Origin of the sequence: Pseudomonas saliphila, from assembly GCF_008638345.1 — a bacterium.
GTDB classification, from domain to species: domain Bacteria; phylum Pseudomonadota; class Gammaproteobacteria; order Pseudomonadales; family Pseudomonadaceae; genus Halopseudomonas; species Halopseudomonas saliphila.
The window spans coordinates 84,871-98,293 of record NZ_VTVA01000001.1 but is presented as its reverse complement, the minus strand read 5'-3'; the positions used below and the strand labels follow the sequence as shown (position 1 = coordinate 98,293).

At 58.4% G+C, this 13,423-nt stretch carries 12 protein-coding genes and 1 tRNA gene; 3 read left to right on the top strand and 10 right to left on the bottom strand.

What is annotated here, in order from left to right; translation table 11 throughout:
* From FHK95_RS00445 to FHK95_RS00420, 6 genes are all read right to left on the bottom strand, one after another.
* Complete coding sequence (locus tag FHK95_RS00445) at positions 1 to 855, bottom strand: 3-hydroxybutyryl-CoA dehydrogenase (RefSeq protein WP_150302622.1); 855 nt, start codon at positions 853 to 855, stop codon at positions 1 to 3.
* A 26-nt stretch (positions 856 to 881) separates the two neighbouring features.
* Positions 882 to 2,069, bottom strand: a complete 1,188-nt coding sequence (locus FHK95_RS00440; RefSeq protein WP_150302621.1) for an acetyl-CoA C-acyltransferase family protein — start codon at positions 2,067 to 2,069, stop codon at positions 882 to 884.
* Positions 2,070 to 2,202: 133 nt separating this feature from the next.
* On the bottom strand, positions 2,203 to 3,369 hold the full coding sequence (locus FHK95_RS00435; protein WP_150302620.1) for an acyl-CoA dehydrogenase family protein: 1,167 nt from the start codon (positions 3,367 to 3,369) through the stop codon (positions 2,203 to 2,205).
* Positions 3,370 to 3,396: 27 nt separating this feature from the next.
* Positions 3,397 to 3,753 carry a DUF6285 domain-containing protein gene (locus FHK95_RS00430; protein ID WP_150302619.1) on the bottom strand — a complete coding sequence of 119 codons (357 nt, stop codon included), beginning with the start codon at positions 3,751 to 3,753 and terminating at the stop codon, positions 3,397 to 3,399.
* Complete coding sequence (locus FHK95_RS00425) at positions 3,750 to 4,811, bottom strand: phosphotransferase family protein (protein ID WP_150302618.1); 1,062 nt, start codon at positions 4,809 to 4,811, stop codon at positions 3,750 to 3,752. The genes FHK95_RS00430 and FHK95_RS00425 overlap by 4 nt, the downstream gene beginning before the upstream one ends.
* 49 nt (positions 4,812 to 4,860) lie before the next feature.
* Entirely contained in the window at positions 4,861 to 5,406 is a 546-nt protein-coding gene (locus tag FHK95_RS00420; RefSeq protein ID WP_150302617.1) for a VOC family protein, read from the bottom strand.
* A gap of 210 nt (positions 5,407 to 5,616) precedes the next feature.
* On the opposite strand from FHK95_RS00420, the gene FHK95_RS00415 reads away from it, so the two are divergent.
* A complete protein-coding gene (locus FHK95_RS00415; protein ID WP_150302616.1) occupies positions 5,617 to 6,489 on the top strand; it encodes a cache domain-containing protein in 873 nt (290 codons plus the stop codon).
* Positions 6,490 to 6,543: 54 nt separating this feature from the next.
* Here the strand turns inward: FHK95_RS00415 and FHK95_RS00410 are convergent, their stop codons facing one another.
* The 3 genes from FHK95_RS00410 to FHK95_RS00400 form a co-directional block, all read right to left on the bottom strand.
* Positions 6,544 to 7,413: an MBL fold metallo-hydrolase gene (locus FHK95_RS00410; protein WP_150302615.1), complete on the bottom strand. Its 870-nt coding sequence runs from the start codon at positions 7,411 to 7,413 to the stop codon at positions 6,544 to 6,546.
* A 50-nt stretch (positions 7,414 to 7,463) separates the two neighbouring features.
* The gene (locus FHK95_RS00405) at positions 7,464 to 8,885 is read right to left on the bottom strand and encodes a solute carrier family 23 protein (RefSeq protein ID WP_150302614.1); all 1,422 of its coding nucleotides are present in this window, start codon (positions 8,883 to 8,885) and stop codon (positions 7,464 to 7,466) included.
* Between the two features lie 218 nt (positions 8,886 to 9,103).
* Entirely contained in the window at positions 9,104 to 10,723 is a 1,620-nt protein-coding gene (locus FHK95_RS00400; protein ID WP_150302613.1) for an acyl-CoA synthetase, read from the bottom strand.
* Positions 10,724 to 10,956: 233 nt separating this feature from the next.
* Between FHK95_RS00400 and FHK95_RS00395 the strand changes: the two genes are divergently transcribed.
* Both FHK95_RS00395 and FHK95_RS00390 read left to right on the top strand, forming a co-directional pair.
* Positions 10,957 to 12,411, top strand: coding sequence for a PAS domain-containing sensor histidine kinase (locus FHK95_RS00395; protein ID WP_150302919.1), 1,455 nt, complete (start codon positions 10,957 to 10,959; stop codon positions 12,409 to 12,411).
* Positions 12,412 to 12,438: 27 nt separating this feature from the next.
* A complete protein-coding gene (locus tag FHK95_RS00390; protein ID WP_150302612.1) occupies positions 12,439 to 13,077 on the top strand; it encodes a response regulator transcription factor in 639 nt (212 codons plus the stop codon).
* 142 nt (positions 13,078 to 13,219) lie between these two features.
* Here FHK95_RS00390 and FHK95_RS00385 read toward each other — a convergent pair.
* Positions 13,220 to 13,296: transfer RNA gene (locus tag FHK95_RS00385), tRNA-Met, on the bottom strand.
* Positions 13,297 to 13,423 lie beyond the last annotated feature (127 nt).

Below are 13,423 nucleotides of genomic sequence, written 5' to 3'. Positions count from 1 at the left end.
TTACGCCGGATACCGGTAGAAGCCGCGACCGCTCTTGCGGCCCAGATAACCTGCCTCGACCATCTCCCGCAAAAGCGGAGCGGGGCGGTATTTGCTGTCGTTGAAGCTGGAGTAGAGCACGTCCATCACCGCCAGCAGGGTATCCAGACCGATTAGATCCGCCAGTGCCAGCGGCCCGATGGGATGGCTGCAGCCCAGGCGCATGCCCATGTCGATATCCTCGGCGCTGGCGATACCTTCCTGCAGGACGAATACGGCCTCGTTGATCATCGGTACAAGAATGCGGTTGACCGCAAAGCCGGCGTGGTTGCGCACGCTGATGGCAGTTTTATGGATGGTCTCGGCAAAGGCGCGAGCCGCATCGTGGGTTTTGTCATCTGTCTGCAGACCTCGAATCAACTCGACCAGCGCCATGACGGGCACGGGATTGAAGAAGTGCATACCGATGAAGCGTTGCGGACGGCTGCTGGCAGCGGCCAATCGGGTGATGGAAATGGATGAGGTATTGCTGGCAATGATGGCGTCGGCAGACACGATCTCATCTACCTGACGAATCAGCGACAGCTTTACCTGCTCGGACTCGGAGGCCGCTTCGATCACCAGATCGGCACCCGCCAGAGCGTGCAAATCGGTATCGGTGTGAATGTTATCCAGCGTCTGTTGTTTATCGCTGTCGGTGATGCTTTCCTTTCGAATCAGCTTGTCGAGACTGGCGTCGATCGTTGACAGGGCTCTGTCCAACGCGGCTTCGGCGATGTCCACCAGGACAACTTTCAAACCTGCGCTGGCGCAAATTTGTGCGATGCCATTTCCCATCGTGCCGGCGCCGATAACGCCTACTGTATTGATCTGCATGGTTGTCTGCTCTTGCAAGGTTGGCTTCACACTCGTTCGAAGATCGCGGCAATACCCTGACCGCCACCAATACACATGGTCACCAGCGCGTAGCGGCCACCGGTGCGGTGCAGTTCGTAAATCGCCTTGGTGCTGATAATGGCGCCGGTGGCACCGACCGGATGGCCAAGGGATATGCCTGAGCCGTTCGGATTGACGATCTCCGGATTGAACTCCAGCTCTTTAATCACCGCGCAGGCCTGGGCGGCGAACGCTTCGTTGGCTTCGATCACATCGATTTCCGTCAGGCTGATGCCCGTACGCTTCAGTACTAGGCGAGTAGCGGGAATCGGGCCTATGCCCATGTAATCGGGTTCGACGCCGGCATGGGCATAGCCCACCAGGCGCGCCATCGGCACCAGATTGTGTTGTTTCACTGCCTGCTCTTCGGCGAGAACCAGAGCCGAAGCGCCGTCGTTGAGACCCGAAGCGTTGCCGGGCGTGACCGTACCGTTTTCCTTGACGAAGATGGGTTTCATGGCGCCAAGCTGGTCTTCACTGACTTCTGCTCGAATATGCTCATCGCTGGCGAACTGGATAATCCCCTTGCGCGTCTTGATGTCCACCGGAACGATCTGATCCTTGAAGTAACCCTTGGCGGTGGCGCGCGCAGCGCGGCGCTGACTTTCCAGAGCCAGTTGGTCCTGAGCCTCGCGGCTGATGCCATAACGCTTGGCGACATTCTCGGCGGTGACGCCCATGTGGATCCGCTGCCAGGGGTCGTGCAGGATGCCATTCATATAATCGACTGCCTGACTATCGCCCAGGCGCGCACCCCAGCGCATACCCGGCAATATGAACGGACCGCGGCTCATGCTTTCTGCTCCGCCGCCAATCGCGATCTCGGCGTCGCCAAGCAGAATGCTCTGGGCAGCCGAGATGATGGCCTGCAGACCGGAGCCGCACAGACGGTTGACGTTGAAAGCCGGGGTCTCTTTGGGAATACCTGAGTCCATCGCGGCTACGCGGCTGAGATAGGCATCGCGTGGCTCGGTGGGAATCACATTACCCATTACCACATGGTCGATGGCATCGGGACTGACACCCGAGCGCTGCAATGCGGCGCTTACCGCAACCGTGGCGATGCTGGTTAGCGGCTGATCCTTCAGGGATCCACCGAAGGTGCCGATGGCGGTGCGCGCGGCGCCCACGACGTAGATCTGACGTTGTGCCATGGATATATCTCTTTTTTTTGCCTGCAAGGCAGGTCATGTTAAATAAAAAAGGGCCAACTGAAATCAAGGAAATTCAGTGACCCAAGGCTGGAACGCGGCGAAGCATGCTTCGCCGCGTCACGGCGCAGCTCATTTAATGCAGGTCATTGGCCAGTATTTTCTTGGCCAGACTCATGCGATGGACTTCGCTGGGGCCATCATAAATGCGAAACGGTCGCACATCGCGGAAAATACGCTCGACAATCTGCTCCCCGGTGACGCCCTGACCGCCAAGTGTTTGCACGCAACGGTCGACCACGCGCCAGATCGCTTCAGAGCTGAGTACCTTGGTCATGCTGGATTCAACGTTGCCGCGCTCACCCTGATCCAGTACCCAGGCGCAATGCCAGATCGCCAGCCGAGTGCTATGCAGGTCCATCTCGTTATCGGCCAGCATGAATCCGATGCCCTGGTGCTCACCCAGCGGCTTGCCGAAAGACTGACGGGTACGTGCATAGTCGCAGGCGATATCGTGGGCGCGTCGCGCCGCGCCCAGCCAGCGCATGCAGTGGGTCAATCGCGCAGGTGCCAGGCGAATCTGAGCGTAGCGAAATCCTTTGCCAATCTCACCCAACACGTCGGTGGCCGGGATACGCAGGTTTTTCAGTTCGATGACGGCGTGCCCACCGGTAAAGCAACTGTCCAGCGAGTCCATCATGCGCTGAATGTTGAAGCCGGGACGGTCGGTATCGGTCAGAAACATCGTGGCTTTGCCATCCTCCATTTTCGCCATGATGATGGCGAAACCGGCGCCGCTGGCACCGGTGATGAACCATTTTCTGCCGTTGATTACATAATCGTCGCCGTCCTTGACGGCGGTGGTATTCATCATCGATGGGTCTGAACCTGCGCCCGGATCGGGCTCCGTCATGGCGAAGCAGGAGCGGATTCGGCCATCAATCAATGGCTTGAGCCAGCGATCCTTTTGCGCATCATTGGCGACCACTTCCATCATGTGGATATTGCCTTCATCGGGCGCATGGATATTCAGCGCGATCGGCCCCAGCGGTGAATAGCCGGCCTCTTCAAACACGATCGCCTTGGCGCGATGGCTGAGTCCCAGTCCACCGAGTTCCTTTGAGGCATGAGGTGTCAGCAGTCCGGCGCGACGTGCACGCTCGACCAGCTCGTTGCGCAGCTCTTCATTTGGGCCATGCGGGGTCTGACGCGAGTCGCGCTCCAGCGGAATGACCTGCTCGGCGATGAAGTCACGCGTACGTTGGCGTAATTCGAGAAGCTCCTGATCTAGGCTGAAATCCATTGTATTTCTCCTGTTGCCGTTGGTGCGTCAGTTGCGCACGGCCTTGGGGTTGCTGATGGCCAGTTTGGCGTGGGTGATCTGCAGCAGCAGCGCTGATAACTGGTCATGTTGATCGAACTCGCCAAGCCGGATGGCTTTGCCGAGCTGTGCACGGAGCTCTTGCATGGAGCGCTGGGAATCCGTGGTGTTCAGCAGAGTCTGCAGGTGAGCCTGTTCCTGTGCGGCGCAAGTCTCACCCAGCTGCTGCTCGCGTACGGCAATGATCATGGCATTGGCCATCATCCGGGCTTCGTAGTGCAGTTCTTTGGGTAACGCCGGCAACAGTTGAGAAAAGAGTGTCTGCCTGGCGGTTTGCAGTAGCGCGGTGGCATCGGGACGACTCATTGGACGGCTCCGGTCAGTAACAGTATTTCCTGTTCCAACTCAGGCAACATGCGCCCGGTCAGGCCCAGCTCGAGAGAATCTTCACCGCCACTCAGATAGCGCTCGGCCTGTTGCAGGGCGATGATAGCCCAGCGCAGATGCGCCATGACTTGCCAATAGGTCAGCGTAGGGCGGTCGATCTGCAGGTCGGAGACGCTGTGGTAGCCGGACAGAAAATCGTTCAGTTCACCAACCCCACCCGCTTCTCGATCCGCTCCGGCAAAGCGCCAGCAGCGTGCGGTGAGCCAGCCGATATCTTCCCTGGGATCCCCCCAGCCAGCGAACTCCCAATCCAGAATCCCGCTCAGCTGCCCATCCGCCACCATGTAATTGCCGGTGCGGTAGTCGCGGTGTATCAGACAGGGCGCGATGGGTTGTGGACGGTTCAGTTCACACCAACGCAAGCCCCATTCCAGCACCGGAAATCTGTCGTTGAGAGTATCCAGGTAGTTGCGATAGGTCTCGATACAGGCTTGTGCGTGATCGGCGGCCGGTTCGGGCAGGAAACCCAACTGCGGGTGCGGCGGCACAATGCGGTGCAGGTTGGCGAGGCTGACGCCCAGCTCATGACACAGGGCTGCACGGTGTGGATCCAGTGATGTATCGCTGGTCAATTGCGGGCCAGAGGCCGTTCCATTCAACGCTTGCATGACAAAGAATTCGCGGCCTGCGACATCGAGATCGGAGCACAACAGTAGAGGCTCGGGGACCTTGGCTCCCGCGTCAAATGCACAGCGCAGCACCGCGAACTCCTGCGCGCGGGTCATGCTCGCTGCGACCCCGGAGGGGGCATCGGTTCGCAACACCCAGCGGTTGTCGCCATGCATGCGGCCACCTTGTTGATGCACCTGCAGCAGCCAGTTTTCCTGTATGGCGCCTCCGGACAGGCGAGTCGCTTCACTGATGTGTGTCGCTTGCGCACCGTAGTGAGTAGTCAGATAGTCCACGATCAGAGGCAGCGCCTGTTTGATACTTGGCACAGTCGCCCCGGTCGGGCGTGCAAGGGTGGCTAGATTCATGGGTATCTCTTTTTTTTTGCCGATCAGGTTCGCTTTGGTGGACGGAATATCAGCCAAGCAGCCGTACGGGATCGGTGCCGTCCCAAGCAGCTGCGGCAGCCTTCATGTCATCGAAGACCGCCAGGTGCTCTGCAGGGAAATCGATCATTTCCACCAACAATCCGCCGGCGTCGACATAGATTGCTTCGCCACCACCTGGTAGCCAGACTTCCTGCATCACCTCGGCACCGGCTGCAGCGCAGGTCGCCCTGGCCTGCTCCATGTTGCCTACCACCAGACATACATGATGCAAGCCTTCACGACCTTCCTCGAGCCAGCGCTGATAGATAGAGGGTGCATCATTGTGCTGGCGAATCAGCTCAATCTGCATGTCGCCCCAGTAGGCAATGGCCACCGAGAAATCCAGATTCACTGGCTGACCACGGTATTTGCAGGCATCAACCTGTATATGCTGCATATCGAAAAAGGGGCCGACCCCCATGGTTTCGGTCCAATAGCGCAAAGTGGCATCGTAGTCTTTCGGTACCCAGGCCAGCTGCATGATGCTGCCAAGTTGAGAAATCAGATTCTTTTGCTTATTGGAAATAGAGGTCATAGCCGGAGCCTTCTTGAGTTATTGTTTTCCGTGCCGCAGAGCGACAGAGCAATCAGCTTGCCCTAAGATCCATATCAGACTAACCTTTGCAATAAAACAAATCAAAATGTTTTTTTACACTTAGTCATTTCCTCGGCGTAGGTGCAGCAAGCCGATCGGTATGGCTTGAAAAAGAGAACTACAACCACACCTGTCGGGAAGGAAAATCAGATGCTTAGAAAAGAAATACGCACGTTTTTCAGGGTACTTATCGCTGGGCTGGTATTGCCGGCCTACGTACAGGCTGAATCAGCGCCGCAGGAGGCAGACGCCGCCCGCGAGCTCCTCACCGAAGCCGTCGAGTACTATCAGGAAAACGGCGATAAGGCCTTGGCCGTTTTCAGCAGGCAAGGGCCCTTTGTGAAGGACGATCTCTACGTCTACGTGGTAAACACTAACGGCATCATGCTGGCCAGCGGCGGGCCGTCGGTGATGTTGACTGGCCGGGACATTTACAATGCGGTCGACGATGATCTGAAGAAGAAATTCGAGGACGCGCTAAGCCTGCCCGAATCCGACACTATCCATGAGGGGGAATACCCCTGGAGCAGTTGGAATACCGCCGGACGTGAGATTACCAAGCACGTCTATTATCAGCGGGTCGAGGACAAGATCTTCGTGGTGGGTTATTACCAGCCTCGAGCGAGCTCTGAAGATGCTCTGAAATTGCTGGATACGGCAGTCGAGGCTGTACGTGCTGATCCGCGGGAAACCTTCAAGGCAGTCAATGCGCTCGATCCAAGGTTCTACAAGGACGACCTGTATGTGTTCGTGGTTGAGCTTGAGAACAATCGTTTCGTTGCCCACGGCTCCAATCTTCGATTGGTAGGGCGCGACTTCAGCCAGTTGACCGACATCACAGGCAAGCCCTTCGGGAAGGAAGCGGTGGACAAGATAGCCAAGTCCGATACGGCGGAGTTCAACTACCAGTGGAAACACCCGATCAGCGGCGACGTCGAAAGCAAGCACGCCTACGCGCGCAAAGTCGATGATTACCTGGTCGTGGTGGGGTACTACCAGCCAGGAAAGGCTGCGGCAGAATAAAATAGGGTTGAGCGCACTGGGCTCGTTCGAGCCCAGTCCTTCAAGCGCAGTGTGCTACCGAGTCACTCCACTGGCAGCACTCAGCGTCTGACACACGCTGTACTTGCCGTTCGTTTCCTCCCGTTCCACCCGGGCTACGGCCACCTGCGGGTCGTGGGTGAAAACCAGTCGGCCCTTTGCTGCGACCAGGTAGTCGAGCAGCGCTTCCTTTTCTTCGATCAGGCCTTCCGGAAACCGGTCATAACCCATGGTGATGGGCAGGTGCACCCAGGGCGCGCCGGGAATCAGGTCGCCCGGGAACACTACCGGGCCGTCGGGCATATCGAACTCGGGAATCATCAGTCCCGGGGTATGGCCGTCGCTGAAACGAAAGCGCCAGTCAGGGCCAAGCGTCTCGGACTGCTCGCCGTCGTTGATCAGTTCCAGTCGGCCGCTGTCTTCCAGCATCGTCAGTAGCTTAGGGATGAACGATGCCTGGTCGCGTGGGTGCGGGCGCTTGGCCCGGCACCAGTGGCGCTGGCCGGTGACGAAGGTGGCGTTGGGAAACAGCAGCTGCAGTGGCTTGTCGGCATCCCACTCTGACAACAGACCGCCGGCGTGGTCGAAATGCATGTGCGTCAGCACTACCACGTCAATGTCTTCATGGCGCAGGCCAGCCGCTGCCAGGCTGTCGAGCAGCACGTGGCTTGATTCCACCACACCATAGCGTTCCTTGAGCCGGGGCTCGAAAAAGGCGCCGATGCCGGTCTCTACCAGGATGTTACGGTCGTCTTCCTGCACCAGCATGGCGCGGCAGCTCAGGCGTATGCGGTTGGCTTCGTCCGTCTCGACCCAGCGCGACCAGAGCGCCTTGGGCGCGTTCCCGAACATCGCGCCGCCGTCCAGGCGTTGGCTGTTGCCCTCAAGAGTGGTGAAGGTGCGCATAGATATTCTCCTTGGCTAACAGCTGCCAGGCGTAAGCCTGGCAGCTGGGATCATGGGGTATCGCGGACTGTCGTCGTGTCGACTGCAGGCTTGCTGGTGTCGGCGTCGGTATTCGTGTCTGTGTCGGTGTCATGCACACTGCGAAAACGCAGGATATGGGTGCGTTCCACCAGTAGGTACAGCACAGCGCCCGCCGCCAGACCCCAGCCCGCGCCATAGACCGCCAACACGACCCCCATGGTGCCAGCCACGCCGCGCTCGGTATTGTTGTTCAGCTGCTCGAAGCCGACCATCAGACAGATATAGCCGGTGAGAATCAGCGTCAGCGATAGAGCGATTGGCAATACCGGCTGGAAAAAGCTCACCAGTGGCAGCATGAACAGCGCCAGGAAGCCGGTAATCCAGAACGTGCCTGCGCCGCTATAGATGGAGTCCATCGCTTTGCGACCATACTTGTAGCGCTCGGCCATGGTTGCGGCGACAGCGGTCCAGATCGGGCCAGCGAGGCCGGGGTAGGGCGCGAAGAAGGCATGCAGACCGTTGCGCAGGGCGGTGACAATGTGCGCGCGGTCGATGTCGTTTTCGATGACCTCGTCCGGGCGCAGCTCATCAGCACGTTGCATCAGTGACTGACCGACGATGATGTCGCCAAAGGCAATGATGTAGGCAATGACCGCGGTCGGCACCGCATACAGGAACACCTGCGGATCGGGAAAGCCGACATTGAACGGCAGGTAGTTCCAGATTTCGCCGAACGCCGGTTGGGTGATGCCCCAGCGCACGTCGGGCATCTTGTATTCACCCACGGCGATGCCGACGATGATCGCTACCAGCATGCCGGGCACCATGCCGTAGTTGACGATCTTGCGCATCATGGGCACGCGTTCGGTGAGTCCCTTGAAGGATACCGAGAACATCAGATACAAGCAGATCAGGCTGCCCAGCACCAGCGAGATCGGCGTATTAGCCAGGCGTCCACCGCTGGAAATCTCGCCCATGAGTGCGGCAATACCCGCGCCGATAATGATGCCGCCCTTCATCGAGTTCGGCACGATGCGCACCATCACGCTGCCGAGTCGGGTCACGCCCAATACCAGGAAGATCAGGAATACCAGAAACTGCAACGCAAACAGTGCCTGAATCGCCTCCGGGCCGGGCTCGAAATCACTCAGAAACAGCAGTACCACTGGAATCGCCGGCGTGATCCAGCCGGGCACCATGGGCACGCCGAGCAGCGCTGGCAACATGAAGCCGACACCACATACCACCACGTAGGCGAGCGCCACGTCATAGGGGAGGCCGAGATACTTTTCCAGCAGCGGGATCATTCCGAGACTGACCACGAACATGATCAGTGCCTGCATCATCTCGGCGGTTTCCCAGCGATAATGAATGAACGGGAGCCGGATCTTGAACGGACCGCAGGCCCAGAAGGGTTGCTCAGCGCCGTGGGCGCGTTTGTAGAGTTGCATGCTGACCTCCGTCAGCCGCCCATGGACGGCTGCTTGTTGTTGTTGTGAAACGGAAATTGGTCGCCTCTGGAAAACTACTGCGCTCGGCCATGCTGCGTTGAAACCTCGCTAAAGATGCTCATTTACAACACGTAAACTCCGCTCTTTCGTTCGGTTTCGCCTTGCCTGACCTTCGCTCGCTACGTTTTCAAGAGACGCCCTTGCTAGAAAAGCTGGACTCAGATGGCCTTCGCCCAGTCGCGCAGTACAAACTTCTGGATCTTGCCGGTGGATGTTTTCGGCAGGTCGGTGAAGACCACCGTCTTAGGCACCTTGAACGCCGCCAGATGCTGTCTGCAGAATTCCATGACGCTTGCCTCGTCAGTCTGCTGACCACCCTTGAGGGTGATATAGGCGCAGGGCGTTTCACCCCATTTCTCGTCCGGTCGCGCTACCACGGCTGCTTCCATCACGGCGGGGTGCTTGTAGAGCGTGTCTTCCACTTCGATGGTGGAGATATTCTCGCCACCGGAAATGATGATGTCCTTGAGTCGGTCCTTGATCTCGATATAACCGTTGGGATGGCACACGGCGAGGTCGCCGGTGTGGAACCAGCCCCCTTCGAAGGCTTCGGCGGTCGCCTCGGGATTTTTCAGATAACCTTTCATCACGGTGTTACCGCGCATGAAGATCTCACCGATGGTTTCGCCATCTGCAGGAACCGGTTTCATGCTGTCCTGATCGGCAACCATCACCCCTTCAAGGGTCGGATACCGCACGCCCTGGCGGGATTTGAGCTGGGCGCGTTGGTCCAGTGGCAGTTCATTCCAGGCGTCATGCCAGGCACATACCGTCACCGGGCCATACACCTCAGTCAGGCCATACACATGCATGACTTCGATGCCCATGGCTTCAACCGCACCAATAACCTTGGCCGGTGGCGCTGCGCCGGCGACCTGGGCTTTGACTGGGTGATCAATCGCGGCCTTGGCGCTCTCGGGCATGTTGACCAGGGCATTCAGGACGATCGGGGCGCCACTCATGTGGGTCACGCCATGGTCGTGGATCAGGTTGAGGATTTTCTGCGGATCGACCCGACGCAGGCACACGTGCACACCGGCCAGCGCAGTGACCGTCCAGGGGTGGCACCAGCCGTTGCAATGGAACATCGGCAAGGTCCACAGATAAACCGGATGTTGACCCATGCTCCAGGTCATCTGATTGCCCAGGGCATTGAGGTAGGCGCCGCGGTGGTGATAGACCACGCCCTTCGGGTTGCCGGTGGTGCCGGAGGTGTAGTTCAGCGAGATGGCCTGCCATTCGTCGCTCGGCCAGTGCCAGGCGAACTCAGGATCACCCTCGGCGAGGAAAGCCTCGTAATCGAGCTCGCTCACAGCTGCGCCTTCGCCGTATTCAGGGTCATCGACATCGACAACAAGAATCGGACGATCGATCAGCTGCAGCGCTTCACGGATGACTTCATGGAATTCACGGTCAGTGATCAATACGCGTGCTTCGCCGTGGTTGAGCATGAAGGCGATCGCTTCAGCATCCAGGCGCACGTTGAGGGTGTTAAGTACTGCGCCGGACATGGGAACGCCGAAGTGCGCTTCAACCATTGCCGGTATGTTCGGCAGCATCACCGCTACCGTGTCGCCTGCGCCCACACCGCGGTTGGTCAGGGCTGAGGCCAGCCGACGGCAGCGCTGGTATGTCTCGCTCCAGGTGCGTCGAATGGCGCCATGAATGATGGCCGGATAATCGGGGTAGACGCTGGCTGTACGTTCAATGAAACTCAACGGCGTGAGGGCAACGTGGTTGACCGGGCCCTGTGAAAGACCTTCTTGAAAGATAGACATGATTCCACCTGCGGCGATGTTGTTATCGACCCCCTGAAACACTACCGCGCTGATCATGCCGCGATGTCAGAGGCTCCTTTGCTCTAGGTCTGGTAACGCTTGGTGCTGTTACCAGCTGCTATGGGGGCTATTTATAGTTATCCAGGATCTATATGGAAATATGACTAAGGTTTTATAGTATATATACTATATTTATCTGAGGGAGGTCCGATGTGAGCAAAAATACGCCGAAGATGCCATCGACTGACCGGGCGACCAGCATCGACGTCTCTCTCTGGATGCTGGATAGCGATCCTCAGCCTGGCGCTATGCTGGACATCGATGGTCGCGTTCAGAGCTGCAATCAGGCGATGCGTGACATGACCGGTGGCGAACAGCCGATGAGCCTGTTGCCGCCGAACGCCGTGCATCTGGCCCGTGCTTGCCTGACGCAGGATCGCGCCATCGTCGAAGTCGAAGCGCAGACTGCTGATGGCCGATTTTTGCTATGGACCTTTATCCCCGTTGCCAGGGTCCAGCTGGTGCTGGTGCGCGGTCAGGACGCCACCGAACGGCTGAGTCAGCAACGCGACGCCACTGTTGCCAGCCGGCTGTATCGGCTGATTATCGAGAACACCACTGATCTGATTTCCCGGCACACACCGGATGGGCGCTTCCTGGATGCCTCGCCAGCGTCCTGGACCCTGTTGGGCTATTGGCCAGAGCAGTTACGCGGCAGCTCTATCCAGGCGCTGTATCACCCACTGGAAAGTGAGCGCTTGCTCAAGCGCTACCGGGATGAGTTGGAGCAGGAGGGCTATCTCACGGCCACCTATCGCATTCGCCACCAGCAGGGACACTACCTGTGGTTCGAAACTGCCAGTCGGGCGATCCGCGACACTTATACCGGCCGGGTCGTGGAGGTGGTCAGCGTATCGCGGGATATCACCGAGCGCATGCATACAGAGGAAAGCAATCGTCGATTACAGGACGAGCTTGCGCATGCCGCGCGGCTGGCGACCCTTGGCGAACTGGCTTCCGGGATAGCGCATGAAATGAATCAGCCCCTGGCTGCGATCGTTAATTACGCCAGTGCCAGTCAACGCTATCTGACCGGGCTGAACCATGTTGATGGCCGGCAGGAGAAGGTTCGGCAGGGTCTGGAACGCATCGCCGGCCACGCCGATCACGCCTCCAAGGTCATCAAGCGCTTGCGCGCCTTTCTGCGCAAGGGGCCGCGTAAAGTGCAGCGGGTAAAGCCGGCAACGCTGGCGCGGGAGGCTGTACGCCTATGTGCCTGGGAGGCGAACCAGCATCAGGTACATATCGTCGAACAGATCCCCGACGGCTTGCCTGACGTCTATGTCGATCCGATCCTGCTTGAGCAGGTTATGCTTAATCTGCTGCGTAATGCTATTGAAGCGAACAGGGAAAACCACCCAGCTAGCGCCTCGCAGATCACGCTCAAGCTTGGCATTACGTCAGGGAAAGTCGAGATTGAGGTGCTCGACGAGGGGCCGGGCGCAACCGCAGAGCAGCTCGCGCACATGTTCACGCCCTTTTATACCAGCAAGGCTGAGGGGCTGGGCTTGGGCTTGTCGATGAGTCGCGGTATCGTGGAGGACTTTGGTGGCGGGCTGAGCGCTGAGCCTGCCCAGGCGGGTGGTCTGCGGCTGTATTGCTGGCTCCCCGCCGCAGAGAATCGATAACACCATTCATATTTAAGGAGAAGTGCAATGCCGGGGACGCCACAACAGGTGGTTTATGTAGTGGACGACGACCAGGGATTGCTCGACTCAACGCTCTGGTTGCTGGAGTCGGTCGGCTTGCAGGGCGTTCCCTTTACCAGCGGTCGCGCTTTTCTGGAAGCCTGCGAATCGCATGTGCCGGCGTGCGTACTGCTCGATGTGCGTATGCCCGGGATGGGCGGGCTTGCCGTACAGGAGGCCATGCGTGAACGCGGTATCGAGTTGCCGGTGATATTTGTCAGCGGCCACGCCGATGTACCGCTGGTGGTGCGCGCTTTTCGCAGCGGCGCCGTCGACTTTATCGAAAAACCCTACAACGAGCAGCTGTTGCTGGACAGTGTGCAGCGTGCGCTCACTCTTGTTCCTGTTGATCGGCGTTCTTCAGCGCTGGATGAGGTGCGATCCCGACTGGACAGTCTGACGCCCCGCGAGCGCGATATTCTTCTGCCGCTGGTGCAAGGCAGTAACAATCGTGAGATAGCGGAGCAATTGGGTATCAGTGTGAAAACCGTTGATCTGTATCGGTCCAGAGTCATGAAGCGCATGCAGGCAGACAGTCTGCCGGCTCTGGTAGGCATGGCAATAGGAGTAGGGCTGGTGGACGCTTTCAGTCTGCAGGCGTTGTAGTCAGGTCAAGAAAGTCAGGGCAAGCGGGTGAGGGCGGCGACTTCAGGTCCCGCCAACGGTAACGCGAAGAGAGTATGGGATGTCAGCGAAAGCAGAACACAAAAAAGGCAGATCAATTTGAATTGATCTGCCTTTACTTGTCTGGTTGCGGGGGCAGGATTTGAACCTACGACCTTCGGGTTATGAGCCCGACGAGCTACCAGACTGCTCCACCCCGCGTCTGTGGCGGCCATTCTACGGATTAACGCGAAGCTGTCAAGCATTTGAACTAAAAAGAATTTTTTATACGGATAATGTCCTCGGATCGGGCCTCCCTCGCTGCTGAAAGCGGAGGTCCAAGCCAACG

Excerpts from the sequence above, each read along its gene's own strand:
- FHK95_RS00445 (WP_150302622.1), bottom strand. The coding sequence starts at position 855 with ATGCAGATCAATACAGTAGGCGTTATCGGCGCCGGCACGATGGGAAAT.
- FHK95_RS00440 (WP_150302621.1), bottom strand. The coding sequence starts at position 2,069 with ATGGCACAACGTCAGATCTACGTCGTGGGCGCCGCGCGCACCGCCATC.
- FHK95_RS00435 (WP_150302620.1), bottom strand. The coding sequence starts at position 3,369 with ATGGATTTCAGCCTAGATCAGGAGCTTCTCGAATTACGCCAACGTACG.
- FHK95_RS00430 (WP_150302619.1), bottom strand. The coding sequence starts at position 3,753 with ATGAGTCGTCCCGATGCCACCGCGCTACTGCAAACCGCCAGGCAGACA.
- FHK95_RS00425 (WP_150302618.1), bottom strand. The coding sequence starts at position 4,811 with ATGAATCTAGCCACCCTTGCACGCCCGACCGGGGCGACTGTGCCAAGT.
- FHK95_RS00420 (WP_150302617.1), bottom strand. The coding sequence starts at position 5,406 with ATGACCTCTATTTCCAATAAGCAAAAGAATCTGATTTCTCAACTTGGC.
- FHK95_RS00415 (WP_150302616.1), top strand. The coding sequence starts at position 5,617 with ATGCTTAGAAAAGAAATACGCACGTTTTTCAGGGTACTTATCGCTGGG.
- FHK95_RS00410 (WP_150302615.1), bottom strand. The coding sequence starts at position 7,413 with ATGCGCACCTTCACCACTCTTGAGGGCAACAGCCAACGCCTGGACGGC.
- FHK95_RS00405 (WP_150302614.1), bottom strand. The coding sequence starts at position 8,885 with ATGCAACTCTACAAACGCGCCCACGGCGCTGAGCAACCCTTCTGGGCC.
- FHK95_RS00400 (WP_150302613.1), bottom strand. The coding sequence starts at position 10,723 with ATGTCTATCTTTCAAGAAGGTCTTTCACAGGGCCCGGTCAACCACGTT.
- FHK95_RS00395 (WP_150302919.1), top strand. The coding sequence starts at position 10,957 with ATGCCATCGACTGACCGGGCGACCAGCATCGACGTCTCTCTCTGGATG.
- FHK95_RS00390 (WP_150302612.1), top strand. The coding sequence starts at position 12,439 with ATGCCGGGGACGCCACAACAGGTGGTTTATGTAGTGGACGACGACCAG.